Consider the following 25,375-nt stretch of genomic DNA (forward strand, 5'->3'; position numbering starts at 1 on the left):
AAAGGTAGGGTACTACAGTTTATACGCTGTAGCTATAGTGTTAAATTGCTCTTTGTAAACGTAAGCTAGCCTTTGTAACCAGTCGCTACAATATAGACTTCTCTTGAGCGAGCTCTTGAAGAGTCTGGCTTTCTTATTTTTACGGTCTTAAACATGTCTCGCACATCTTTAACGTATTGATCAAAGCCTTCGCCCTGAAATACCTTAACAACGAAACTACCACTTGGAGCCAGAACTTGTCGACACATATCCAACGCCAGTTCCACCAAATACATGGCTCTAGGTTGATCTACCGAAAGATTACCAGCCATATTTGGTGCCATATCAGACATAACAACATCAACCATATCTGGTTGAATTCGCTCTAAAAGTGCTTCTAGAACAGCGTCTTCACGGAAATCACCTTGCAAAAAGGCAACGCCAGCGATCGAATCCATAGGTAAAATGTCACAAGCTATGACCTGTCCTTCTTGTCCTACGTGCTTAGCGGCGTATTGAGACCAACCACCGGGTGCAGCACCAAGATCGACAACGGTCATTCCGGGTTTCAATAGCTTATCTTTGCCTTGAATTTCTTCAATTTTGAAGATAGCACGTGAACGATAACCTTTCTTCTTTGCTTCATTTACGTATTTATCATCGAAATGTTCTTTCAACCAGCGACCTGAGCTAGCTGAGTGTTTCTGTTTACTCATTCGATTCCTAATTGCTTGGATGACCATCCACCAAATAAGTATGGTAGAAATTATAGTCTTCAGGGATAGATGGCGTTAAAATGGCGGTTTTCAACCCTTATATTAAAGAAAATTGGGCGCACAATGAACCTAAGCACCAAACAAAAGCAGTATTTGAAAGGCCTAGCTCACAGTTTAAAACCTGTGGTACTTATGGGTGCCAATGGATTGACCGAAGCCGTACTTGCTGAAATTGAACTGGCTCTAGACCACCACGAGCTAATCAAAGTTAAAGTTGCCTCTGAAGACAGAGAAACAAAAGTTCTGATTATTGACGCTATTGTACGTGAGACTAAAGCTGAAAAAGTACAAACCATTGGTAAAGTACTGGTTCTGTACCGTCAGTCTGAGGAACGCAAAATCGAGATTCCTCGTAAATAACAGATTGCCCTTGAAGCATCAACTTGTTGCTTCAATTAAAAAAGGTCGCATTGGCGACCTTTTTTATTTTCTAAGATGTTTTATTCCCTTAAAAGCAAGGTTCAATCACTATCTTTCTATAAGTATTCAACTTTTGCGATGTCGTAGTCTTTGATGCCACCTGGCGTAGTAATGGTAACTTCATCACCTTCTACTTTACCAATTAGACCACGGGCAATCGGAGAGCTAACAGAAATCTTTCCTGCTTTAATCTCTGCTTCATCATCGCCGACAATTTGGTATGTGCTTTCTTGGTCTGTATCAATGTCCACCAAGGTTACTGTTGTACCAAAAATCACTTTGCCAGTATTTTCCATCTTGGTCACATCAATAACCTGCGCAACCGAGAGCTTGTATTCAATATCACGAATCTGAGCTTCACATATGCCCTGCTCTTCACGAGCCGCATGATACTCTGCGTTTTCTTTTAGATCGCCTAGCTCACGAGCTTCTGCAATTGCTTCAGAAATCAATGGACGACGTTTCATCAACGTTTCCAGTTCTTCGCGTAGTTTCTGCTCACCACGAGCAGTCATTGGAACTTTTTCCATCTTATACCTCAACAGATATCTGACTTAGTGTATTTGCCAGAATCTTCAGACAACAAAACCCCTCTCCTACTCAAGTTGCGAGTATGAGGCGGGGCAAATGGTTCACTTTTAAATAGTGTAATCAAACTTTTTCACAAGGTCACGTACTTCAAAAGTTGTGAGTCACAAAACCTTAAATTGACGGATTTCTCCAACCTCACCTAATCACCACAATTATAAATCCCCAACAAACCAAACATAATTCATATAAAAAAATATAAAAAAATCATTTAATGAAAAAAATAAAAAAAATCACAACACCATGTTTTCAAAGAAAAACAAGCTAACAAAAACCTAAAAAAACAATGTTCATTATTTGATTTTATATCATTTTACTAACGGCTACCTGAACTTTAAGGGTACAAATTCCTCACCTTATAAATGCGAATTAAATCACACAGATATCTGCATGATGTTACTCGCATCCCTAAGTGGGCAGGAAAATAACCTACCTGCTTATATTTACGGACTAAAACTAGGACTTAGAAAGCAATGAACAAAAATCTAATTGCTCTAGCTGTAGCTGCGGCTGCTAGCACTGGCGCTACTGCTGCTGAAATCGCGAAAAACGACAACGCTTCTCTTGAAATGGGTGGTCGTGTTGAAGCTCGTCTTTCTCTTAAAGATAACAAAGTAGAAGACAAATCTCGCGTACGTCTAAACTTCTTAGGTAAAACTCAGATCACTGACGAGCTATACGGTCTAGGCTTCTACGAAGGTGAGTTCAAGGCATACAACGAAAGCGGTCACAACGGTTCTACTCAAGATACAATAGAGCACCGTTACGTGTTTGCTGGTATTGGCGGTAACTTTGGTGAAGTAACAATGGGTACTGTAAAAGGTTCTCTACAAGCGGTTACTGACTTCACAGATATCATGGCTTACCACGGTAACACTGCAGCACCTAAAGTAAACGCTGCAGACCGTCCAGATCGCTCAATCGCGTACGCTGGTACTTTCGGTGATTTCGAAGCTCGTGCTAACTACACCATTGGTTCAGCTACGGCTAACACAACTACAGATAAAAACGAGAAAGATAATAACAGCGGTTACGCTCTTTCTGGTATCTACTCAATCGGTGACACTGGCGCACGTTTAACAGCTGCTTACGCTGCTCAAGACGAATCTGCGACCAAGTCTGTTAAAGAATTCATGCTAGGTGCATCTTACGAATTTGATGCGTTTTACGTAGCTGGTCTTTACACAAACATCGACAACCAAGAAGATGGCGCGAACAACGGTTCAAAAGGCGACGGTTACGAACTAGCAGCAGCTTACACAATGGGTCAAGCTAAGTTCACAACGACTTATAACCGTTTGAACGACAAATCAAATGCAGCAAACTCAGAATCAGAAGTAGAAAAAGACAACATCGCTGTAGATGCAACTTACTACTTCAACAACAACTTCCGTTCGTACGTTTCTTACAACTTTAACCTGCTAGATTCAGACAAAGTTGGCAAGCTAAGCGCACAAAACGAAGCAGTTCTTGGTCTACGTTACGACTTCTAATTCCGCTTTTAGCTGAATTGAATGATAGAGCGTCCACCTTAGGGTGGACGTTTTTTTTTGCTGATTATTTGCTACACTGAAAACCGATATGCATCTTTGACCCCATATTATGCGAACACTAATATTCCTGTTTTTTCTCATCAGTTTCCAATCTTTAGCATATGCCCCTGTGGATTCACTCCCATACGGTTCTAGGCACACTCTTTTGGTGTCAAACAGCTTCGGAGACTATGTATTAAAGGAAAACAGCGAACAGTTTTTTCCTCCAGCAAGCACTCTAAAAATTCTGACTGCTCTGGCTGCAAAATTAGAACTAGGCAATGATTTTCGCTTCGAAACGCATTTTGAAATAGTTGAACAAAACCTCGTTATTCGCTTTAGTGGCGACCCTGAGTTAAGAACCGAACATTTAACAGCTCTTACTCAGCGGCTTACGCAACAAGGTATAACCTCTGTTAACAACGTTATCCTAGACAATAGTGCTTTCAGAGGGTATGAACGAGCAGTAGGCTGGCCTTGGGACATTTTAGGCGTCTGCTATAGTGCTCCAGCCAGCGCGATAACGTTGGACAATAACTGTGTACAAGCATCGATTTCGTCTCAATCCAATCAAGCAACATCGGTATTTGTCCCAAGCCACCAGCCCATCGATGTCACAACCGATGCTCTTAGCTTGAATAAGGTGACAGTGAAATCCAAACGATGCCAGTTAGAGCTGATAACCTCTGAGGGAAATCAGTACCACCTATCAGGGTGCATGCAGGAGAGAGATAAGCCACTGCCGCTAAAATTTGCGGTGCAAGATACCTATCTTTACGTATCTGCCATTATCCAGCGCATCTTAGCTAAAAATGGCATCAGCGTAACAGGCTCGATCTCAAGTAAAAATGAAACTAAAAAAGGGATCATTGTTGCTACACATCAATCCCAAGCACTCCCAGAGTTACTCAAGATAATGTTGAGTAAGTCAGACAACTTAATTGCTGACAACTTAACCAAAACGATGGGGGCTCGTTTTTATCACCAGCCAGGGAGTTTCTCGAACGGTACTGAAGCCATTAAACAAATTCTTTATACACGAGCAGGCATCAATTTAGAGCATACGCAGTTGGAAGATGGTTCTGGACTTTCACGGAATAACCGCTTAACAAGCTCTGATATGGAAAAAGTGCTTAAATACGTTTGGAAACATAATGCCGAGCTGGGTTTAATTGAGCTACTTCCTGTTTCCGGACAATCTGGCACACTTAAATATCGAAAAAGCATGAGGACAAAACCTATAGCCGGTCGGATAACCGCAAAAAGTGGGTCACTGTACGGCAGCTACAATATGGCTGGGTATGTTTTGGATGAAAAAAACAAACCAACATCGCTGTTTGTTCAATTCGTTACTGACTATCACCCTATAAAAAAGGACGACGCCCCAAAGGTTATCGCCCCTATTTTTAATTTTGAGAAACAATTTTATCGCGACTTGGTTAACTCAAGCCTAGAAAATGATTCACTACGGTAAAATAGATCCAAATACCTGATATATCGACAATAGACGCCAATACTGGGCTCACTAAAACTGCGGGGTCCAGTCGACAAGCTCGCGCTAAAATAGGCAACACACCACCTAACGTTGTAGAAATGGTGACTTGAATAAACAGAGCGACAGCAACAGCTACAGCGATCAATTCCAATTCAAAGTTCGAAGTATTCACATTTCCGCTAAATAGCATGATTCTGGCTACAATCACTACCGCGACCACCATTGCTAACAAGAGGGACACGCGGCTTTCTTTCCAAAGTACCTGTAGCCACTGCCTTTTTCTTATTTCTCCTGTCGCGAGTGCACGAATGACAAGTGTTGCAGCTTGAGTTCCTGTATTTCCTCCAGCTGCAGCGATGACCGGCATATAAATTGCCAATAATACTAATTGGCTTAGTGTATCCTCATATTGAGCAATAATGAGCCCTGAAACTATTCCTAGCAGCGCTAATCCAATTATCCACCCAACACGCTGTTTAAAGTGTTCAAACACATTGGTAGACATATACCCTTGTGCGGTTTCAGCTTCAGAATGAATGAAGCCAAGCCGGATTGCGCACTGCCGTGCACGTAAATCATGACCACACTTTTCAAGTTGCTTGATAAAGTGCTGAACTTCCCTTACTGAGTAATGCATGAGAATCACTGTTACTTCTTCCAGTGGCATAATTGAAAGTAAGTAAAGCTGATGTTCATGGTCATATTGCTTAAATACTGTGAATACCGTATTTGTTTCTTCTTCAGAATATAATTTACTTTTTATGATTGTCATTGCGAATCTCCCGATTAGCGGTATCTATTGCCTAGAGACAGTAAATTTCATGAACAACCAACATACTTCCGGAATTCAGTTACCTGTAAAGGGAAGTCTTGCTCTTGCAGAAGGGAGATAAATAGAAGTTTGAAATCGATAGAGAGTCATTTCAGGATCATGCAGCTATTTTTCTCCTCGACTACTGGGAGGATTGTCGGCATTACTCATGATAAACTCCTATCTACTGCACAATTGCAGCACGAGGATTTTACCATGCCCCCTAAAAATTCGAATGGCATAAAAGGAACTTTAATTCCTTAAAAATCAACATAAATGCTAACTAATTGGTCGCACTAATAAGATCCTAACAACCAATTGAGCAACAGCACACCGTTTTGATATTGATTCTCATTAACATCAAAATTAGAATGACAATCAACATATTAATTGGTCTATACTTCCACCATATAGACAAGGCTTTTTATACACACAAATTGGATTCACATGGAAAAAGTGCACACAGATACGCCAATCTCAAACGGAAAGCGCCTTTTCCTCATCGCTCTAGGGTGGCTTACGGTTGTGCTCGCTTTTATCGGGGTATTTATTCCGTTGCTTCCCACCGTTCCATTTTTGCTCGTCTCGCTTTATTGCTTTGGAGCAACATCTGAGAAATTTCAAAATTGGTTGCTTCAAAATAAGTATTTAGGACCTATTTCAAGACGGTTAAAGAACAAGCAAGGGTTAACAAAATCAGAAAAAATCCAATCACTAGTGGTTATCTGGTTATCTATGGGAGCGGTCTTGTATTGGCTTGCATGGGGAACCCATTGGCAATATGGCGTTATCTCTTTACTTGTATTTGAAACTTGGTTTATCGCTCGATTTAAAAGCTATACTCCCAACGATCTCTAATATAAAAAAAGCCCTGATAAATCAGGGCTTTTTCAAAGCAGTTATTTCTACTTAATTGTCACTCGTGCAAATTTGCGTTTACCCACTTGGTAAACAGCAGTGCCAACTTCAGGGACAAGTTTGTTGTCTGCAACTTTCTCGCCGTCTATTTTGGCGGCGCCTTGCTTAATCATTCGCATCGCATCTGATGTTGAATTAACTAGCCCAGCATCCTTCAGCAAGTTCGTAATTGGCAACCCAGCATCAAATTCAAATTCAGGCATCTCCTCAGGCATTGCACCTTTCTGGAAACGGTTAATGAATTCTTGCTCAGCTGCGTCAGCATCCGCTTCGGAGTGGAAGCGAGCAATAATTTCTTTAGCCAGTAGTATTTTGATATCACGTGGATTTTTACCGTTTGCGATATCATTCTTGAATTGCTCAACTTCGCCTAATGGGCGGAATGACAACAACTCATAGTAACTCCACATCAAATCATCAGAAATCGACATGATTTTACCGAACATTTCACTTGGCGCTTCACTGATACCAATGTAGTTATTCGCTGATTTGGACATTTTCTTCTCACCGTCCAAACCCACCAATAAAGGCATCATCAAAACAGCTTGTGGTTTTTGACCATTCGACTTTTGCAGTTCGCGTCCCATTAGGAGGTTAAACTTCTGGTCTGTACCGCCCAGCTCTACATCCGTTTCCATTGCGACTGAATCCCAGCCTTGAAGCAGTGGATACATAAATTCGTGAATCGCAATAGCTTGGCCACCAGCATAACGCTTCTTAAAATCGTCACGCTCTAACATACGCGCAACGGTTTGATTCGCAGCTAAACGGATCATACCTTCAGCACCCAACTCCGATAACCACTCTGAGTTAAATTGGATCTTGGTTTTTGCTGGATCGAGAATTTTAAACACTTGCTCTTTATACGTTTCTGCGTTGCGAAGAACATCTTCACGGCTAAGAGGTGGGCGAGTGTTATTTTTACCCGTTGGATCACCAACCATTGCGGTAAAATCACCAATAAGGAACGTCACTTCATGACCTAAATCCTGAAATGCACGCAACTTATTAAAAATAACGGTATGACCGAGATGGATGTCTGGTGCAGTAGGATCGGCACCTAGCTTAATACGTAAAGGGCGACCTTCCTTTAACTTTTCAATTAATTCTTCTTCTGGAATAAGCTCTTCGACACCGCGCTTAATTTCCGCCAGTGCTGCTTCAATACTCGCCATTCTTGTTCACTCCCACAGATTTGGCAAAAATTTGATATTCCGCCATCTTACTTGAATAGCACTCAGTTTTGAAACCAGTTAGACTCAGTAATTGTCTTTTTTATATCATTAACCCAATAAATGGATTCCGATGTCTAAATTCGCACGTCTTTCTCCGTTGCACCGAGTATGGATTGCCTTCTTTTCTGCGATTGTCATCATCGCTGTGTTTCTTCTTCCAGACGCCAGTGAGCTCAAACCCAAGACTCAAAGTTTGGAAGTGGGCAAAGCCTATCCAATCCCCATTGATGGTGCGAACTTAAGCCCAAGCTACGAGCCCAAAACCCTTTCTCTGATTCGCTGGGAAACCCATAAAGTACGTTCAGGTGAAAGCGCTGCTGTCCTATTTAGTCGCATAGGGTTATCTCCTCGTCTTCTACATAACTTGATTAGCAGCAACAAAGAAATCAACAGACAGCTATCACGTTTGCGCCCAGGAGATACGTTAAAATTTGGCTTTGATGAGAATAATGAGCTGATTCATTTGAATCGTCAGTTAAATGCCTTTGAAACATTCAGTATTACTCGGTCTGAAGATGGGTATACCTCCCAGCTAAGTAAGAAAGAAGTCGACATACAATACAATTATGCCGAAGCTGAAATTACGTCGAACTTTTGGAACGCAGGCGTTACCGCCGGTTTAAATGCAAATCAGATTATGGAGCTGGCTGGGATATTTGGCTGGGATATAGACTTCGCTCTGGATATTCGAAAAGGCGATAACTTTCAGGTGCTGTACGAAGAAAAAGTTGTCGAAGGTGAAAAGATTGGACGAGGTAATATCATTGCCGCCATCTTTACCAACCAAGGTGACACATTCAAAGCGATTCGTGATAGAAAAACGGGTAACTATTACGATCAAGATGGACGCGCAATGAAAAAAGCGTTCCTTCGTTCTCCAATCAACTTCCGTTATGTCAGCTCTAATTTCAACCCACGACGGCTACACCCTGTGACGGGCAAAGTACGCGCGCACAGAGGAACCGACTATGTTGCACCTGTTGGTACACCTATCTGGGCGGCTGGAGACGGTATTGTTGAGAAGTCTGGCTACAACAAGTTTAATGGCAATTATGTCTTTATTCGCCACAGCAACACGTACATAACTAAATATCTACACATGAAAAAGCGTAGAGTAAAAACAGGGCAAAGAGTAAAACAGGGACAAACCGTTGGCACTTTGGGTAGCACCGGAAGAGTCACTGGAGCGCACCTTCACTACGAATTTTTGGTTAATGGTGTACACAAAAACCCTCGGACGGTTAAGCTTCCTGAGTCCAAATCGTTAAAAGGGAAAGCGAAGCAAACATTTATTGCCAACTCCAAGCTTCGTCTAGAGCAACTTGATAAATACAAAGTGCTTCTGCAACCCCAAGAAAGTTAGCGTTCGCTGTATTTTCACATCCAAACAAAAACGCCAGCTTAGTGATACTAAGCTGGCGTTTTTCTTTTTAAGTGAGAGTAGTGAAAGAAGTTACGATGCCTCGTTTACCAATTCAAGCTCTGCTTTTTCGGGACCAGTAGTTTCTGACTCTGCTTTTCCAATAACAGAAGAGTCATCTGATTTGACTTCTGTTTTAGGCTCTCTACCAAGCATGAGCAGACAAGGTGTCAAGACCAACGTTAACACTGTCGCAAATGCCAGCCCACCCGCAACAGCAGTTGCTAATTGAGACCACCACTGAGTACTTGGCGCACCAAACTCTATCTTCTGATTAATAAGGTCAATGTTCATTTCCAATACCATTGGCAGAAGACCTAAAATAGTGGTCACAGTGGTTAACATAACTGGACGAAGACGCTGAACTCCGGTGCGTAATATCGCATTGCTCTTATCTAAACCGCGCTTTCTCAACTGATTGTATGTATCAATAAGTACTATATTGTTGTTAACGACAATACCCGCAAGCGCAATAACACCAATTCCTGACATAATCACGCCAAATGGTCTTTGGAAAATCAACAAACCAACAAACACACCAACAGTAGAAAACAGCACTGCACTCAAAATTAGGAATGCTTGATAGAAGCTATTGAACTGGGTAATCAGAATCAACGCCATCACAGCCAACGCAATCAAGAACGCTTTTTGCAAAAATGCAGACGAGTTTTCTTGCTCCTCATTCTGTCCTCGAATCTTGTATTCCACACCAGCAGGAAGCTCTAGTTTCACCAAAGCTTCTTCAATCTTAGGCAGTTCATTAGCTAGGTTATATTCCTCACCCTCTTTCATGTCAGCCATGATGTTGATGATACGGTGCCCATCGAGGCGTTGGATCGCGTCTTGTTTTTGGTGCGGTTTAATTTCTGCAAAGTTAGTAATTGGCACTAACCCCTGTTGAGTTTTGACTCTCAATTGATCAAAGCGTCCAATATCTCGCTTGTCTTCAGGGAATCGAACCAAAATATCCACTTCTTCATTTGCATCATCGGGAAGGTAATCACCAATTTTCAATCCGTTTGTGACAAATTGAACCGTGTTTCCTACTAAGGTTGCATCAGCCGCAAAACGTGAAGCATCATCGCGTCGAATATCGATTTGCCAGTCGATACCCTCTTTACTGGATGTGTCATTCAAGTTTGTGAACGCAGGATATGAATCCGCCCAATGGCGTACAATTTTCGCTCCTTCGTCCAAATTATCAGGTTGGCTTGAAGACATCTCGATGACTAAATCATTCTCTACTGGGGGACCTGCATCTGGGAATTTGTATTCGATCTCGACCCCTGCAAACTTGTCTGTCACTTCACGAAGCTCTTCGATAATGACGGTCACTTTACGACGATACTGCCAATCAATAGGGGTAATTTGGATCTGTCCTATCTCATCTTTTCCACCTGTTTTGGTATAGACACTCTCAAATTCATCGTGCCCTAAAACAGCGGCTTCAACTTCGCGCATGATGGTGTCTTTTTCACGTAATGATAAATCCCCATGTGAGCGTACTTTTACGGTAAAGAATGGAGGATCAACTTCTGGGAAGAACTCCGCACCAAGACCGGCTTTGTTATAAGCAAAGCCTACGGCAACAGCCAGTAAGATTGCAGAAAATAGAATTTTGAGAGGATGCTTAATCGCCACAGACAGCGTTTTATAGTATGCCCTTGTTAAACCAGTCGCTTTTTCAAAGTCGCCATCATGCAAGGCCACCATTTCTTTCTGCTTAGCGGGAGAAACGTACTGCTGTTTACCTAACAGCCCCCCAAGAACTGGAACAAACAATAGCGCCATGACCAAAGATGCACTTAACGTTGCAATTAGCGTCAGCGGTAGATACTTCATGAACTCGCCCGTGGTATCGGGCCAGAATAGTAAGGGAGCAAATGCCGCCAGCGTAGTAGCGGTAGAAGCGGTAATAGGCCATGCCATTCGTTTTGCTGCATCGCGGTAGGCGTCTTTTTTATCGACACCCTCTTGCATTCTTCTGTCTGCAAATTCGGTAACTACAATGGCACCATCTACCAGCATACCGACGGCCATGATCAACGAGAAAAGAACGACAATATTAACCGTTAAGCCAAATATCGCGAGAACCAACAACCCCGTAAGAAATGATCCAGGAATGGATACACCAACTAAGAAAGCCGTTCGCGTACCAAGAATCGCAATGATCACGATGACAACAAGAATGATCGCAGAAAGAATATTGTTTTGAAGATCATTAAGCATGGTCTTCACATCTTTCGACTCATCCCATGTATATTTAACTAACAGGTTAGAAGGCCAATCGTCACGTTTCTGTGCCTCTGCTAGAACCAGCTTAACCAGATCAACAGTTTCAATGATGTTTTCGCCTGCTCGTTTCTTCACATCGAGAACGACAGCGGACTCACCATCGAGTCGAGCGTAACTTTCAGGATCTCGGAATGCGCGTCTTACGGTCGCGATATCACCAAATGTAATCACCTGTTTTCCATCGACTTTTACCGGTAGTTCTAAGACGTCTTTTAGAGAGTCAAAAACCGAAGGCACTTTGACAGAAAATCGTCCATAGCCCGTATCAACAAACCCGGCTGCAACAACTTTGTTATTTTGAGCAATTAGATTGTAGATATCGCCTTGATCAAGGCCATAGCTTTCCATGAGAAGCGGATCGACAATGATTTCAACAACATCATCGCGGTCACCAGCAATATCAACTTCAAGAACCTGACGGAAGCCTTCCAGCTTATCTCGTATTTGGCGCCCCACCTGAACAATAGTGCGTTCCGGTACTGTCCCGTATAGCACAACAGATAAAATCGGCTGCTCGGAAGCCAAAGTTACTTCGTTAACGGTTGGTTCGTCACTGTCTGCTGGCAACTTGGCTTTGGCTAAATCCACAGCCTCACGAACATCAGCCATTGCTTTATTGAGGTCAACACCAACATTGAATTCCAGCATGACAGAGGCATGACCTTCTGAAGCGGTGGAATTCATCTCTTTTACACCTTCAATTGAGCGTAGCTCTTGCTCAATAGGTCGAACAAGCAGTCGCTCTGAATCTCCAGGCGAGATACCTTGGTGTCCAACAGACACATAAATAATTGGAATGGTAATATCCGGGCTGGATTCTTTGGGGATCGCTTGGTAAGTCACTACTCCTGCAACCAAAATCAAGACCAACAAAGTCAGCATTGTACGGCTACGTGAGAGTGCTGCATCAATTACAGAATACATAATACAGCCCTCTTATTGGCGAGTAGCGATTACGGAATCGCCATCACGGACGAATCCTTGACCAACAGTAATGATATCCACTTTACTGCCTAGCCCTGTCAGCCAAACACCGTCTTGTTCCGCTTTAACCAATTGAATAGGAATAAACTTAACTATGTCTTTGGCTTGAACCGTTTTCACGCCTAAATTCCCAGATTCATCTAGCGCTAGCATTGCAGGCGTTACTTTAACAGCGAGCTGAGTCTCTAGCTCTAGATCAACTTCAGCGCTCACACCTGCTGGTGTTTTCTGCCCCTTGTTTGGAATTTCAATTTCAATGGCAAACGTATTGGTAGATAAAGAGGAAACACGAGAAAGATAGCGTAAACGCCCTTCAATAATCTCACCAGTCACCAAGCGAATAGAAGCAAGTTGATTCAGTTTCAGTTGATGAACATGGCGCTCGCTGACGTCTGCCTCGATAACCAACTTAGAAAGATCTAAGATTTTCGCGACGGGATCACCCACACCAACGAAGTCCCCGACTTCAATCATCATGTCTTCTACAAAGCCAGAGAAAGGTGCTTTAACTTCAGTATTATTTAGTGCCAATTGTGCATTTCGAACACCAGCTCGCGCATCGATTAAAGCAGCTTGAGCATTACTGTAAGCCACCTCACCTTGTAGCCCTCTTTTTTTCAAAGAATTAGCTGCTTTAAATTCTTTCTCTTTTACAGTCAATAACGCTTTGGCTTTCTCAAGCTTAATATCCAAATCCGCCTTGTCTATTTGGGCAATGGCTTGTCCTTTCTTAACAAAGTCACCTTTACTCGTTTTGAGCGCGATAATTTTTCCAGCGATTTCTGCGCCGAGAGTGGCTTCACGGTTTGGTGCGGTACGACCATAGAGGTTAATATTTTTTGCGGTGGGTTGAGCTATAAAACTATCAACAACAACCTTTGCGAGTGGGATGGTTTCTTCTTGCTTATTACTTTGGGGAGATTCTTCCGCTTTCAGAATGCCAAGACCAAGCCAAACGGTGAGAATAGTAACGAGTATGAGGGAAACTAGCCAAGGGCGTTGAGAGAAAAAGCCATTAGTTCTTGCAACTGGCATACAAATTCCTTGTTATATTTTTTTGTCTTATACGACTTCCTAACGCAAAAGACTCAATTTAGACGGGGATTATATCTGAGCAACCTTAAGCTCAGATTAACATTGAATGACCCAATGCTAATCAAGTATACGGAAACAATACACCGTACCGAACAGTGTTTTGCAAGTAAACTCACAAAAAAATGAAAAAACCCAGTAAATTACTGGGTTTTCATGGAATTAAAGGACGTATTAAAACTGCGACTACACGCTAAATGATGCTCCACAACCACATGTTGTCGTAGCGTTAGGGTTGTTGACGAAGAAGCGACTGCCTTCTAAACCTTCAGTGTAATCAACAATACCCCCCATTAGGTACTGAAGACTCATAGGGTCTACAACAAGAACAACACCATCATTTTCGATAATCGAGTCACCTTCATTGACGGACTCATCAAAAGTAAATCCATACTGAAAACCGCTGCAACCACCTCCAGTGATGTATACACGCAGTTTTAGTTCTGGATTTTCTTCTTCAGAAATTAGGAGCTTTACACGTGCTGCCGCCGTATCTGAAAAGGACAAGGGTACATTTATTTCACTCACAACGACCTCTCTCACGCGGCTTATTTCATCAATACGCCGACTTATTAAAATTTCGATTATTAGCTGATTATCTAATACCTGACTGTTACGTTCAAGTATTGCCTATTTCAACCTAAGTCACACAAAACTTTAAATTGGATAATGCAAAAATCACGGTTACCGTTACAATGCGTGCGTTCAACTTAAATAAGGATTTCTCCATGACCAAATCAGCCGAGCTGTATCAAAAAGCGCAAGATATTATCCCGGGAGGCGTTAACTCCCCTGTACGCGCTTTTAATGGCGTAGGTGGCTCACCGCTATTTATAGAACGAGCTGACGGCGCATTTATCTTTGATGCTGATGGTAAAGCTTACATCGACTATGTTGGTTCATGGGGACCAATGATTCTAGGTCACAACCATGTTGCTGTTCGCGATGCCGTAGTAGAAGCCGCTAATCGCGGACTGAGTTTTGGTGCACCAACAGAGATGGAAATCAAAATGGCGGAGTTGGTGTCGACATTGGTTCCTTCAATGGAGCAACTTCGCATGGTGAGCTCTGGAACTGAAGCCACTATGAGTGCGATTCGATTAGCTCGTGGCTACACTGGTCGAGATAAAATTCTGAAATTTGAAGGCTGTTATCATGGTCATGCAGACAGTCTGTTAGTGAAAGCGGGCTCAGGAGCTCTCACCCTTGGTCAGCCAAGCTCTCCGGGTGTACCTGCCGATTTTGCTAAATATACTCTTACTGCGACTTTTAACGATCTAGAGTCGGTAAAAGAGCTGTTTGCTGCAAACAAAGGGGAAATCGCCTGCATTATTGTAGAACCTGTTGCGGGTAATATGAACTGTATTCCTCCTGTCGATGGTTTCCACGAAGGTTTACGTAGCCTCTGCGATCAAGAAGGTGCTTTGCTGATTTTTGATGAAGTCATGACGGGCTTCCGTGTTGCACAAGGTAGCGCTCAGGCTTACTACAATATTCAGCCAGATTTGACTACGTTAGGTAAAGTGATTGGCGGCGGTATGCCCGTCGGTGCGTTTGGTGGTAAGAAAGAAGTCATGCAGCATATCGCACCAACTGGACCTGTTTATCAAGCGGGTACCCTTTCTGGTAACCCTGTGGCAATGGCTGCTGGCTACGCTTGTTTGCAGGAATTAACGTGCGAAGGCAATGAACAACGTCTGGCCGACGTGACCAAGCAACTGGCTGATGGATTCAAAGAATTAGCCGATAAAAATGGTATTCCTTTGGTTGTGAACCAAGTCGGTGGGATGTTTGGATTCTTCTTTACGGATCAGACTAGCGTAACTAGCTATGAAGACGTCACAAAATGCGATATTGAGCGTTTTAAACGATTCTTCCACCTTATGCTTGATCACGGTGTTTATCTTGCACCTTCCGCATTTGAAGCAAGCTTCACTTCTTTGGCACACGGCAGCAAAGAAATTGATGCAACGCTGGAAGCAGCAGACCGCTGTTTTGCGATCCTTGCTTCTGAAGCATAAGTTCTTATACCTATTTGAATTCAATAAGAATCAGTCTATTTAGGGCAGCCTTTGCTGCCCTTTTTATCGCCAATTGAAAATTACTAAAGCGAGAAGTACACAAACACATAATATAAATAGCGATAATCGACTTCTTTTTCCTGAGCACGCTTTCTCTTTCCTACAACACGCCATAACGCTTTTCTTTTGTTGATAACCAATTGTATTACCGCCATTATAATGCACAGACTAAAAAGATTAGAGGCAATACCGTGTCAGATAAACTCAAGTTATCTTCCAGTCACTGGGTACTCGTACTCGCACTTTTGGCTGCTGGTTATGCGTGCTATTTGCTTGTCCAGCCCTACGTTAACTCCATTATTTTGGCGTTCATTATTTCTCTTCTTATGTTTCCAGTGCATGAGTGGCTAGAAAACAAAATGCCAAACTACAAAAATACCGCATCTGTCTTATCTTGCGTGTTACTCACTGTCATCATTGTTTTGCCTTTATTAGCCGTATTTACGGCCATTGTTCAGCAAGGAGCCGGTTTTTCTCAAAATGCTTATAACTGGCTAACTCATGGCGGAATTCAAGAAGCCACATCGCATCCTTTTGTTATCAAAGCGCTCGGTTTTATTAATGAGTATCTGCCTTTTGATGCAATAGACCCGCAGCAAATTGCCCAAAAAGTCGCAGAGTTTGTTTCTCAGTTTGGTTCTCAGTTAGTGGCATTTAGTGCCAAAGTACTTGGAGATGCGACCAACTTCTTAATGGATTTCTTCTTGATGCTGTTTGTGCTTTTCTTTCTATTAAGAGATCACGACAAAATCATCAAAGCGATCCGCCATATCCTTCCTCTTTCTCGAAGCCAAGAAGACAGGCTACTTGAAGAAATTGAGAAAGTATCAAAGTCGGCAGTTTTAGGGTCATTTCTCACTGCGATAGCGCAAGGCTTGGCTGGTGGTATTGGAATGTGGCTAGCCGGTTTCCCGGGGCTATTTTGGGGAACCATGATGGGGTTTGCTTCCTTCATTCCACTGGTTGGTACCGCTTTAATATGGATACCTGCAGCAATTTACCTATTTGTTACAGGTGATACGGGTTGGGCAATCTTCTTAACCATATGGAGTGTCGTCATTGTTGGTTCTATCGATAACATCCTACGCCCCCTACTAATGCAGGGCAGTGCCGGGATGAATACACTGATGATTTTCTTCTCCCTATTAGGGGGTATCCAGCTGTTCGGGTTAATAGGTTTAATCTATGGTCCACTTATCTTTGCTGTCACCATGGTGCTATTCACTATTTATGAAGAAGAGTTCCAAACCTTCTTAAATAAACAAGACAACAGTTAAAATCTGTTGACCTAATTCCTTCATAGGCACTTCAAGCTATGGTCGGATTGTGCGAGAATCCGACCATATTTTTCTTTTCGAGATCCTTTCATGTCAGCATTTACCGCTCCTAGCCAAATTGCAGAGCGAAATCTGGAATATTTTAATGGCAAACACGTATTGGTTGCGGGCGAAGCAGAAGATCTGTTTCCAATAGAACTCGCCAAGAACTGTGAAAGTGTTTCGGTATTTACCACACATTATGGTTACTATCGCCAACTCGAAAACCACGCCTCTATTCAACGTTTTTTCGGTGAAGAATTCACAGCGCCAAGTCAGGCTGATCTCATCTTGCTGTATTGGCCAAAAGCAAAAGCTGAAGCTGAATATCTGTTGGCAATGTTGATGAGCAAACTCGGTGTAGATACAGAAGTTGTCATCATTGGAGAAAACCGTTCTGGTATCAAAAGTATAGAGAAATTCTTCAAACCTTATGGCGTCATCAAGAAATACGATTCAGCGCGCCGTTGCTCTTTTTACTGGGGGCAATGTACCTCTGAGCCCGCTGAGTTTGACATTCAGCAATGGTACAAAAGCTACTCATTAAACATCGGCGGAGCTGACTTAACAATAAAAAGTCTACCGGGTGTGTTTAGCCATGGTGAATTTGATCTTGGTACTCAACTGCTATTGAAAACGCTCCCTAACTTAGCTGGAAAAGTGCTCGACTTCGGGTGTGGCGCAGGGGTTATTGGCGCTGCGATGGCGAATCAATTCCCAGGAATTAACTTGTCTATGTGTGATGTCAGCGCACTGGCTGTTGCCTCTTCGAAAGCAACACTTGCAGCCAACCATACTGAAGGTCATGTGTTTGCAACTGACGTGTATTCAGACGTGAATGATTCTTATGATTTCTTAATCTCTAACCCGCCGTTTCATTCAGGCTTAGATACCAGCTACAGTGCGACAGAAACATTGTTGGCTCAAGCCCCTGCTTACTTGAATAAAAAAGGGACATTACACATCGTCGCCAATAGCTTTCTAAAATATCCTCCAATTATTGAAAAAGCATTTGGTCACTGCGAGTTAGCTGACAAAACAACAAAGTTCGCTATTTACCAAGCAAATAAAGCATAACAGATTGAGTTTACCTGCCAGCCTGATCTCTCATGCTGGCGTTGCTTTAGCACCAATACTCATGCGACTCTTGCTAAGCGAGACTCAATTTTTGCGTTATTGACCACGATTTATATGGCACTTACTTGATTAAGAAAAAAAACCTCGTATAAACGTTAAAATCATCATTTCCCGTTTTGTCGTTTTCGTCGCAGCTTACGAAAACGGCTTGAGTTGTTAATAGGCTTTTTTAAACGACACTTATGTTTAAACCTAATAAAAAACAAAAATTTAAACGTCTTCAGCACACGTTAATGGTGGCTTTTCTCGTTTTGAGCATCACGCCACTGACTATGATCGCGCTGTTTTTTCTCCAGTCCCATAGTAAAGATTTACAAGAACAAAGTACGTCTCACCTCCTTTCAGTTCGAGATACAAAAAAACAACAGTTGCTCGATTACTTCGAAGCCAAAGAGTCCGAGGTGATGGGCTTTGTCCGTTCTGAACTGGCGTATAATAGCGGGGGAAGGTTCTACGGTTTAATAAATGCTTTCAATAACTTGGGCGAGACTATTGAGCAAGCCCGAGACTATGCACAACAGCGTTATATACAAGGTTCTGGCGATCAAATAAAAACATCGGTATTACCAGAATCCGAAGACTATCAGGGTAGTGAGCGCTACCGATTAATGCACAAACGCTATCACCGCCGCTACGTTGATTTGCTGAAACGTAGCGATTTTGACGATATTTTATTAGTAGATATGGATGGTAATGTCGTTTATTCCCTAAATAAATATGACAATTACGGTACTAATCTAAATACTGGAAAATACAGTAAAAGTAATCTAGGCAAAACTTTTAACGCGTTAAAAGAAAAAGTTAGAAAGCACAAAGACAACCAAGATTTCACGCCTATCGCCATGTCGGACTTTGCTTTAGAAGGCAACGAACATGTTGCGTGGTTTGCCGCGCCCATTGTGCAACATGAATACTTACACAGCTACGCGCTATTTCGTTTGCCGAGCACCAAACTTTTGTCGCTGTTTGAAGATGCTGCTACGAGTAAAACAATCAAGGCTTTCTTAGTTGGTGAAGATAAAGCAGCTCGTATTTTTAACGTATCTCAAGAAGAAATTGACGAAAGTGCCGAGATTATCGAGCTTGCATTAAACGATCAAACGTCAGTAAAAACCTTTGTAAACACCTCTGGCGAAAACATTATTGCCGCGTATACGAATATTCAAATCCAAAACATTGAATGGGCATTAGTTGCTGAGCGTACAGAAGCAGAAGCTTTTGCGCGAATACAACAGCTTGAAAAAGTGTTTGTGGTCGCCATGTTTATCGCCATTATCTTGGTGGTGATTTGTTCGCATTATTTGTCTAATTTTATTACCTCCCCTCTTCTTAAGCTAACTTGGTCTGCTGAACGAGTGTCGGCAGGTGATCTTGATGAAGTGATGTTTGAAACAAAACGTAAAGATGAAATCGGCAGATTAGGTGTCAGCTTCCAGCGGATGCAGCGCTCAATACGTGAGAAAATTCTAACGATCAAATCTCAGAATGAAGAGCTTGAAGCGCACTTGAAGGTGATTCAGACCCAAAATGATGAATTACAACTCGCCAACAAGTTAAAAGATGAATTTCTGGCAACAACTTCGCATGAATTAAGAACCCCACTACACGGAATGGTCGGTATTGCCGAGGCTCTCATCAGTGGCGCAAACGGTCCTATCCCAGCCAATCAGAAACACCAACTCGACATCATCATTAACAGCGGTCAGCGGCTGGCGACTTTGGTTGATGACTTGCTCGATTACCATAAGATGCGCTATGGCAGCTTAGATATTCAAGCATCCGCGGTAAACTTATCCTCATCGACTCGACTTGTTTTGGAATTGTCTCAGCATTTGTTGGGGAACAAATCCATTCGCATCATTAATCAAGTCCCAATGGATCTTCCTTTGGTTTCCGCAGATCCTCAGCGTATTGAGCAAGTACTTTACAACCTAATCGGTAATGCTATTAAGTACACGTCGGAAGGTAAAATCGTTATTTCCGCGACCGTACTCGACGAGAAACTTAGGGTACAAGTTGTCGATACCGGTCAAGGTATACCGGCAGAACAGCTTGAACATATATTCGAGCCCTTGATTCAAGCAGGACAAGACTCTAGTCGCTATCGACAAGGCGCAGGGCTAGGGCTATCGATTAGCCGCCAGTTAATAGAACTGATGGGTGGAACACTGTATGTCAGCAGCCAGCCTTTAGTGGGAACCACATTCAGTTTCTCGCTACCTTTAGCCTCCGAGGAAGAGATTTCGATATCCAAACAATTGGGGACAACACAAAGCCACTTTCAGGCGCCCGATAGTTCAGACAGCGCCAAACTGGATGAAAACTCACTACCTGAAAACCCAGACGGTCCACTGATTGTCGTTGCTGATGATGAACCAGTGAACCTACAGATTCTAGACAGCTTCCTCAAAATGGAAGGCTATAGAGTTAAAACAGCGAAAGATGGGACTGAAGCATTAGAATTGGTTCAGCAAGAGAAGCCTGAGCTACTCCTTTTAGACGTTATGATGCCAGGCTTAAGCGGGTATCAAGTATGCGAGCAAGTCAGGTTGAGTTATGACCACTCTGAGTTACCTGTCATCATGCTTACCGCTTTAAGTCAAACTAACGACAGAATCAAAGGCTTTGATAGCGGTGCCAATGACTATCTCACTAAGCCATTCAACAAATTAGAACTAGCATCGCGTATTAAAGCTCACCTCGCAGCAGGTAAAGCGGAGCTAAGACGAATTGAAAATGACAAACTTCAAGCTGAATTAAAACAGCGTGCACTTGTAGAGGCAAACTTGCTTGAAACACAAGGTAGGCTGCTTGAGCAATTAGAATCTGCTCCCGAAGCTATTCTCTGTCTGCGGGATGATGGTCGAATCCGTTTCGCAAATGAAGCAGCAGCAAAACTGTTTAAGCGGACGCAAGAGCAACTTAAACGGTCTAATGGCGATGAAGTTATCGCTCCTAAATACCTCAACCTTCAGGAAGACCACTTCTGCGGCGGTATTGATGTATACGTCGACGATCGACGCGACCACATTTCTGCGGATGTGCTTAAGCTCCCAGAAGGCTCTGATATCCACTATATGTATATCTTCAATGTTGGTGGCGGCCTGAACGCTGCGAGAATTAACAACCTAGAAACCGCCGTAGAGGCGCTATCAAGTTACGCATTTGAAGGGGATAAAGGTAAGCTCCAACAGCTCAAAGAATTAGGCGGCGAGTTTACACGTATCGCCGACAAAGTATCGGGGCGCGGTGGTGATAAACAGGAGCTAATGAGAGAAATTCTCGTCGATTCAATGACGACAGCCATCGATTACTGGGAGTCAGAAACGGGTCAAACTAAGTTCTCTTTTGCTGAACAAAGTGGGCTATGGCGCGTATACCTAGACAGAAGTACGCTTCAAACCCGAACTCTTGATAAGTATTTAAGGGTAGAAACACTACCAAAAACGCCAAGGTGGCGAACCGTCATTAACTCTATCGAGTTCATACTAGAGCATTGCCATACGCCTAGCGGTCAACGTGAAAAGTTGATTACACTGAGAGACAAGCTGCAAAAACTTTTGACTTCATAGTCTGCACTCAGATGTGTTAGAGCAAAGAGTTCATTAATGCAAACGAAGGCTTCGATTATGAAGCCTTTTTTATTGCTGGTTTCGTTACTCTTTCTACTCAACCAAATGCCTTATGCCAATCACATCCCACTTTAACTGTTACGTATAAAGCGCAATATTCTAGCTTATCCAAGGCTGATTTAAATAAGAGGCAGCAAACCTTCAAGCCTCCTTTTCACCTCTAGAAAGGTATTACAATTGAGTACTTTTCTATTCTACGCTCAGTATTTTTATTAAGAAAACCCCCTACCGAATTAAGTTTTTTTTACTGTTATCTTTCGCCTAATTTCAAGAATAACTGGGTTATTTTATCGTTTAAATTAACCTTAAAATCGCACACCTAAATCACCTCTAATTTCGTTATTTTTACGAATTTATCAGGTAAACATCCCGTTTTGTTACGTCTTTGAGAAGCCAGTCACAACAAATTGTCAGAATAATTTTATCGATGTAAATTAACGTAAGAACCGCATAGTGAGTAAGATCTCTTTAAAAAGAGAAGCCTGAAACAGGCCATAAAAAACAAAGAACAAACAGTTAGTAAATACTAACAGCAACACTATAAAACAGCACTTTATTAGATATTGATCACATCAAAAAAACTGACTAAAAAACACACACCGAAGCTTATTTTGACGTTTATGACGTAGTTAAACGCGGTTTTAACGTTTTTAACGTACACCCTATTTGACCATTTACTCTGCAAGGTGTTTTCTTAGCCTTGACCGAGGGCTATAGGCCACCCAACTTCTCTCAATTTTCGAAGTTGGAGAATGTTGGGATAGCCGCGGCGAGTGTTTATCAATTGATGACATTCACATCCATTTAGTGAAATAAAAGCAATGAGTAAGGAACAGCTATGCTTGCCAATATTAAGAAGACAGCGCTAGCAGTCGCAGTAGTTGCTGCAGCAACTGCCGTCGCTCCTGTAGTTTCAGCTGCAGAGCGTAGTGAACTGACTATTCACCCTAAAGAGTTCACCACGTTCGTTCGTAACTTCAACCCATTCTTGGGCGCAACTCACCTTCACACAACTTGGGACTTCCTATACGAGCCTCTAGTTGTGTTTAACGAAATGCACGGCAACACGCCAGTTATGCGTTTGGCTGAAGACTTCAAAATGTCTGACGACCTAATGAGCGTAACCTTTGACATCCGTAAGGGTGTGAAATGGTCGGATGGCGAAAAATTCACAGCAGACGACGTTGTATTCTCTTTCGATCTTGTAAAGAAAACACCGGCTCTTGACCAACACGGTACAAACAACTGGGTTGCAAACGTTGAGAAAATCGACGAGTACAAAGTACGTTTCCGTTTGACTGAAGCTAACTCAAATGTACCTTACGAAATTGCTAAAGTTTCTATCGTACCTGAGCACGTTTGGTCTAAAGTTGAAGATCCAACAACGTTTATGAACGAGAACCCTGTAGGTTCAGGTCCGTTCACAGAGATTGCTACTTTTACACCTCAACTTTACGTTCAATGTCGTAACCCACAATACTGGGACAACGATAACCTAGAAGTTGATTGTCTGCGTGTTCCACAAATCGCAAACAACGACCAGTTCCTAGGTAAAGTTGTAAACAGCGAAATGGACTGGACTTCTTCATTCATTCCAGACATCGACCGTACTTACGCAGCAGCAAGCCCTAAACACCACTACTGGTACCCGCCAGCAGGTACTCAGGCGTTTGTTGTAAACTTCAAGCACCCAGATGCAGCGAAGAACGAAGCACTTAACAATGTTGAATTCCGTCGTGCATTCTCAATGGCTCTAGACCGTCAAACTATCATCGACATCGCGTTCTACGGTGGCGGTACAGTGAATGACTTCGCATCTGGTCTAGGTTATGCGTTTGAAGCATGGTCTGATGAAAAGACTCACAACAAGTACAAGGGCTACAACACGTACAATGTTGATGGTGCTAAAGCACTTCTGAAGAAAGCTGGATTCAAAGACGTAAACAACGATGGTTTCGTTGATACTCCATCTGGTAAGTCTTTTGAGCTGTTGGTTCAGTCTCCAAATGGTTGGACTGACTTCAACAACACAGTACAGCTAGCGGTTGAGCAACTTCAAGAAGTTGGCATCAAAGCACGTGCTCGTACACCAGACTTCTCTGTGTACAACCAAGCGATGCTTGAAGGTACTTACGATGTTGCATACACAAACTACTTCCACGGTGCTGACCCGTACCTATACTGGAACAGTGCATACAACTCAAACCTTCAAGAAGGTGCAGGTATGCCTCGTTTTGCAATGCACTACTTCAAAGACAGCAAGCTAGATTCACTTCTAGACAGCTTCTACAAGACTGCAAACAAAAACGAGCAGCTTGAAATCGCTCATGGTATTCAGCAAATCATCGCATCTAACCAAGTAACGATTCCTGTAATGTCTGGTGCTTACATGTACCAATACAACACAGCTCGTTTCACAGGTTGGTGGAGTGAGAAGAATCCTAAGGGACGTCCAAATGTTTGGGCTGGTATCCCTGAGCGTCTGCTTCACGTACTGGACCTAAAACCAGTTAAGTAAGCAATAACCTTTGCGGTGCGCATTCCGTGCACCGCTCTCTAAACCCTCTCCCTAGTTGTTTAAGGTATGGCGCTCGTCGTCAGGGGGTTTTTCGTTCCAAAAAGGGCGTCCTGAATCCAGGATCAGGTAAAAAATCTGGGTGAGTAAGGTATAAGTTATGGGATATTTTTTAAGACGTTTGTCGTTTTACTTTATTGCGCTGTTAGTTGCAGCCACTTTGAACTTCATCATTCCGCGAGCAATGCCAGGTGACCCTGTTACCATGATGTTCGCTAACGCTTCTGTTCAGGTAACACCTGAGCGTATTGAAGCCATGAAACAACTTCTGGGCTTTGTGGATGGTCCAATTTGGGTACAGTATTTTGCCTACATGAAAAACATCCTAAGCTGGGAACTGGGCACTTCAATTCAGTTTTACCCTCTTAGCGTAAACGAACTACTAGGTAGCGCGTTTGGCTGGTCTCTTTTCCTAGCTGGTACTGCCGTTGTTCTATCATTTTCAATCGGTTCTATTTTAGGTATTTTCGCTGCGTGGAAACGTGGTAGCCGTTACGACACCTTCATCACTCCAGGTATGCTGATCATTCAAGCGGTACCGCAGGTTGTTATCGCGATGCTAGCTTTGTTTACCTTTGCGATTGGCCTTAAGTGGTTCCCTACAGGTTACGCTTACACGGCGGGTACATTGCCAGAGTGGACAAGCTGGGAGTTCTATAAAGACGCCGCTTACCACGCTGTTCTTCCATTATTCTGTGCTTCAGTAGTACAAATCGGTGGCTTCTTGGTAAACATGCGTAACAACATGATCAACCTATTGGCTGAAGATTACATCACCATGGCGAAAGGTAAGGGTCTGAGCGAAAACCGTGTGGTATTCAACTACGCAGCTCGTAACGCCTTACTTCCAAGTGTGACAGCACTGTCTATGTCTCTTGGTATGGCGATCGGTGGCCAGCTTATCATCGAAATCATCTTTAACTACCCTGGTCTTGGCTCAGTGCTATTTAACGCTATTCACGCTCGTGATTACCAAGTTCTTCAGGGACAACTACTCATTATGACCCTGTTTATGCTGTTCTTTAACCTGGTTGCAGACATGTTGTATGTGGTTCTTGACCCACGCCTACGTAAGGGAGGCAAATAATC

18 protein-coding genes are annotated in these 25,375 nt (G+C 42.8%); 11 read left to right on the plus strand and 7 right to left on the minus strand.

The window, feature by feature from the left end:
* Positions 1-65 precede the first annotated feature (65 nt).
* Positions 66-695, minus strand: a complete 630-nt coding sequence (gene rlmE, locus CW749_RS15895; protein ID WP_101113249.1) for a 23S rRNA (uridine(2552)-2'-O)-methyltransferase RlmE — start codon at positions 693-695, stop codon at positions 66-68.
* A 123-nt stretch (positions 696-818) separates the two neighbouring features.
* Here rlmE and yhbY point away from each other — a divergent pair, with 123 nt between their 5' ends.
* Positions 819-1,115, plus strand: a complete 297-nt coding sequence (gene yhbY / locus CW749_RS15900; protein WP_101113426.1) for a ribosome assembly RNA-binding protein YhbY — start codon at positions 819-821, stop codon at positions 1,113-1,115.
* A 116-nt stretch (positions 1,116-1,231) separates the two neighbouring features.
* On the opposite strand, the gene greA is transcribed toward yhbY, so the two are convergent.
* Positions 1,232-1,705 carry a transcription elongation factor GreA gene (gene greA, locus CW749_RS15905; RefSeq protein ID WP_101113250.1) on the minus strand — a complete coding sequence of 158 codons (474 nt, stop codon included), beginning with the start codon at positions 1,703-1,705 and terminating at the stop codon, positions 1,232-1,234.
* A gap of 531 nt (positions 1,706-2,236) precedes the next feature.
* On the opposite strand from greA, the gene CW749_RS15910 reads away from it, so the two are divergent.
* Together CW749_RS15910 and dacB are read left to right on the plus strand one after the other, a co-directional pair.
* Positions 2,237-3,256 carry a porin gene (locus CW749_RS15910; RefSeq protein ID WP_101113251.1) on the plus strand — a complete coding sequence of 340 codons (1,020 nt, stop codon included), beginning with the start codon at positions 2,237-2,239 and terminating at the stop codon, positions 3,254-3,256.
* 109 nt (positions 3,257-3,365) lie between these two features.
* The gene (gene dacB / locus CW749_RS15915; RefSeq protein WP_101113252.1) at positions 3,366-4,769 is read left to right on the plus strand and encodes a serine-type D-Ala-D-Ala carboxypeptidase; all 1,404 of its coding nucleotides are present in this window, start codon (positions 3,366-3,368) and stop codon (positions 4,767-4,769) included.
* Here the strand turns inward: dacB and CW749_RS15920 are convergent.
* Entirely contained in the window at positions 4,735-5,562 is an 828-nt protein-coding gene (locus CW749_RS15920; protein WP_101113253.1) for a magnesium transporter, read from the minus strand. The genes dacB and CW749_RS15920 overlap by 35 nt on opposite strands.
* Before the next feature lie 486 nt (positions 5,563-6,048).
* Between CW749_RS15920 and CW749_RS15925 the strand changes: the two genes are divergently transcribed.
* Positions 6,049-6,459, plus strand: coding sequence for a YbaN family protein (locus tag CW749_RS15925; RefSeq protein WP_101113254.1), 411 nt, complete (start codon positions 6,049-6,051; stop codon positions 6,457-6,459).
* 47 nt (positions 6,460-6,506) lie between these two features.
* Here CW749_RS15925 and tyrS read toward each other — a convergent pair whose 3' ends face one another.
* A complete protein-coding gene (tyrS, locus tag CW749_RS15930) occupies positions 6,507-7,694 on the minus strand; it encodes a tyrosine--tRNA ligase (protein WP_101113255.1) in 1,188 nt (395 codons plus the stop codon).
* A 130-nt stretch (positions 7,695-7,824) separates the two neighbouring features.
* Here tyrS and CW749_RS15935 point away from each other — a divergent pair, with 130 nt between their 5' ends.
* A complete protein-coding gene (locus CW749_RS15935; RefSeq protein WP_101113256.1) occupies positions 7,825-9,117 on the plus strand; it encodes a peptidoglycan DD-metalloendopeptidase family protein in 1,293 nt (430 codons plus the stop codon).
* A 90-nt stretch (positions 9,118-9,207) separates the two neighbouring features.
* Here the strand turns inward: CW749_RS15935 and CW749_RS15940 are convergent, their stop codons facing one another.
* The 3 genes from CW749_RS15940 to erpA form a co-directional block, all read right to left on the minus strand.
* Complete coding sequence (locus CW749_RS15940; protein WP_101113257.1) at positions 9,208-12,393, minus strand: efflux RND transporter permease subunit; 3,186 nt, start codon at positions 12,391-12,393, stop codon at positions 9,208-9,210.
* Between the two features lie 12 nt (positions 12,394-12,405).
* Complete coding sequence (locus CW749_RS15945; RefSeq protein WP_101113258.1) at positions 12,406-13,488, minus strand: efflux RND transporter periplasmic adaptor subunit; 1,083 nt, start codon at positions 13,486-13,488, stop codon at positions 12,406-12,408.
* 243 nt (positions 13,489-13,731) lie between these two features.
* A complete protein-coding gene (erpA, locus tag CW749_RS15950; protein WP_101113259.1) occupies positions 13,732-14,073 on the minus strand; it encodes an iron-sulfur cluster insertion protein ErpA in 342 nt (113 codons plus the stop codon).
* A 200-nt stretch (positions 14,074-14,273) separates the two neighbouring features.
* Here erpA and hemL point away from each other — a divergent pair, with 200 nt between their 5' ends.
* The 6 genes from hemL (at position 14,274) to CW749_RS15980 (ending at position 25,373) form a co-directional block, all read left to right on the plus strand.
* Complete coding sequence (gene hemL / locus CW749_RS15955) at positions 14,274-15,566, plus strand: glutamate-1-semialdehyde 2,1-aminomutase (protein ID WP_101113260.1); 1,293 nt, start codon at positions 14,274-14,276, stop codon at positions 15,564-15,566.
* A gap of 251 nt (positions 15,567-15,817) precedes the next feature.
* The gene (locus tag CW749_RS15960; protein WP_101113261.1) at positions 15,818-16,903 is read left to right on the plus strand and encodes an AI-2E family transporter; all 1,086 of its coding nucleotides are present in this window, start codon (positions 15,818-15,820) and stop codon (positions 16,901-16,903) included.
* A gap of 90 nt (positions 16,904-16,993) precedes the next feature.
* The gene (gene rsmC / locus CW749_RS15965) at positions 16,994-18,019 is read left to right on the plus strand and encodes a 16S rRNA (guanine(1207)-N(2))-methyltransferase RsmC (RefSeq protein WP_101113262.1); all 1,026 of its coding nucleotides are present in this window, start codon (positions 16,994-16,996) and stop codon (positions 18,017-18,019) included.
* 242 nt (positions 18,020-18,261) lie between these two features.
* Complete coding sequence (locus CW749_RS15970) at positions 18,262-21,651, plus strand: ATP-binding protein (RefSeq protein ID WP_101113263.1); 3,390 nt, start codon at positions 18,262-18,264, stop codon at positions 21,649-21,651.
* 898 nt (positions 21,652-22,549) lie between these two features.
* The gene (locus tag CW749_RS15975; protein ID WP_101113264.1) at positions 22,550-24,229 is read left to right on the plus strand and encodes an ABC transporter substrate-binding protein; all 1,680 of its coding nucleotides are present in this window, start codon (positions 22,550-22,552) and stop codon (positions 24,227-24,229) included.
* 157 nt (positions 24,230-24,386) lie between these two features.
* Positions 24,387-25,373 (plus strand): ABC transporter permease, encoded by a 987-nt coding sequence (locus CW749_RS15980; protein ID WP_101113265.1) that lies wholly within the window; start codon positions 24,387-24,389, stop codon positions 25,371-25,373.
* Positions 25,374-25,375: the final 2 nt, after the last annotated feature.

This window comes from Vibrio sp. vnigr-6D03 (genome assembly GCF_002835515.1).
Lineage (GTDB): Bacteria > Pseudomonadota > Gammaproteobacteria > Enterobacterales > Vibrionaceae > Vibrio > Vibrio penaeicida.

Excerpts from the sequence above, each read along its gene's own strand:
- rlmE (WP_101113249.1), bottom strand. The coding sequence starts at position 695 with ATGAGTAAACAGAAACACTCAGCTAGCTCAGGTCGCTGGTTGAAAGAA.
- yhbY (WP_101113426.1), top strand. The coding sequence starts at position 819 with ATGAACCTAAGCACCAAACAAAAGCAGTATTTGAAAGGCCTAGCTCAC.
- greA (WP_101113250.1), bottom strand. The coding sequence starts at position 1,705 with ATGGAAAAAGTTCCAATGACTGCTCGTGGTGAGCAGAAACTACGCGAA.
- CW749_RS15910 (WP_101113251.1), top strand. The coding sequence starts at position 2,237 with ATGAACAAAAATCTAATTGCTCTAGCTGTAGCTGCGGCTGCTAGCACT.
- dacB (WP_101113252.1), top strand. The coding sequence starts at position 3,366 with ATGCGAACACTAATATTCCTGTTTTTTCTCATCAGTTTCCAATCTTTA.
- CW749_RS15920 (WP_101113253.1), bottom strand. The coding sequence starts at position 5,562 with ATGACAATCATAAAAAGTAAATTATATTCTGAAGAAGAAACAAATACG.
- CW749_RS15925 (WP_101113254.1), top strand. The coding sequence starts at position 6,049 with ATGGAAAAAGTGCACACAGATACGCCAATCTCAAACGGAAAGCGCCTT.
- tyrS (WP_101113255.1), bottom strand. The coding sequence starts at position 7,694 with ATGGCGAGTATTGAAGCAGCACTGGCGGAAATTAAGCGCGGTGTCGAA.
- CW749_RS15935 (WP_101113256.1), top strand. The coding sequence starts at position 7,825 with ATGTCTAAATTCGCACGTCTTTCTCCGTTGCACCGAGTATGGATTGCC.
- CW749_RS15940 (WP_101113257.1), bottom strand. The coding sequence starts at position 12,393 with ATGTATTCTGTAATTGATGCAGCACTCTCACGTAGCCGTACAATGCTG.
- CW749_RS15945 (WP_101113258.1), bottom strand. The coding sequence starts at position 13,488 with ATGCCAGTTGCAAGAACTAATGGCTTTTTCTCTCAACGCCCTTGGCTA.
- hemL (WP_101113260.1), top strand. The coding sequence starts at position 14,274 with ATGACCAAATCAGCCGAGCTGTATCAAAAAGCGCAAGATATTATCCCG.
- rsmC (WP_101113262.1), top strand. The coding sequence starts at position 16,994 with ATGTCAGCATTTACCGCTCCTAGCCAAATTGCAGAGCGAAATCTGGAA.
- CW749_RS15970 (WP_101113263.1), top strand. The coding sequence starts at position 18,262 with ATGTTTAAACCTAATAAAAAACAAAAATTTAAACGTCTTCAGCACACG.
- CW749_RS15975 (WP_101113264.1), top strand. The coding sequence starts at position 22,550 with ATGCTTGCCAATATTAAGAAGACAGCGCTAGCAGTCGCAGTAGTTGCT.
- CW749_RS15980 (WP_101113265.1), top strand. The coding sequence starts at position 24,387 with ATGGGATATTTTTTAAGACGTTTGTCGTTTTACTTTATTGCGCTGTTA.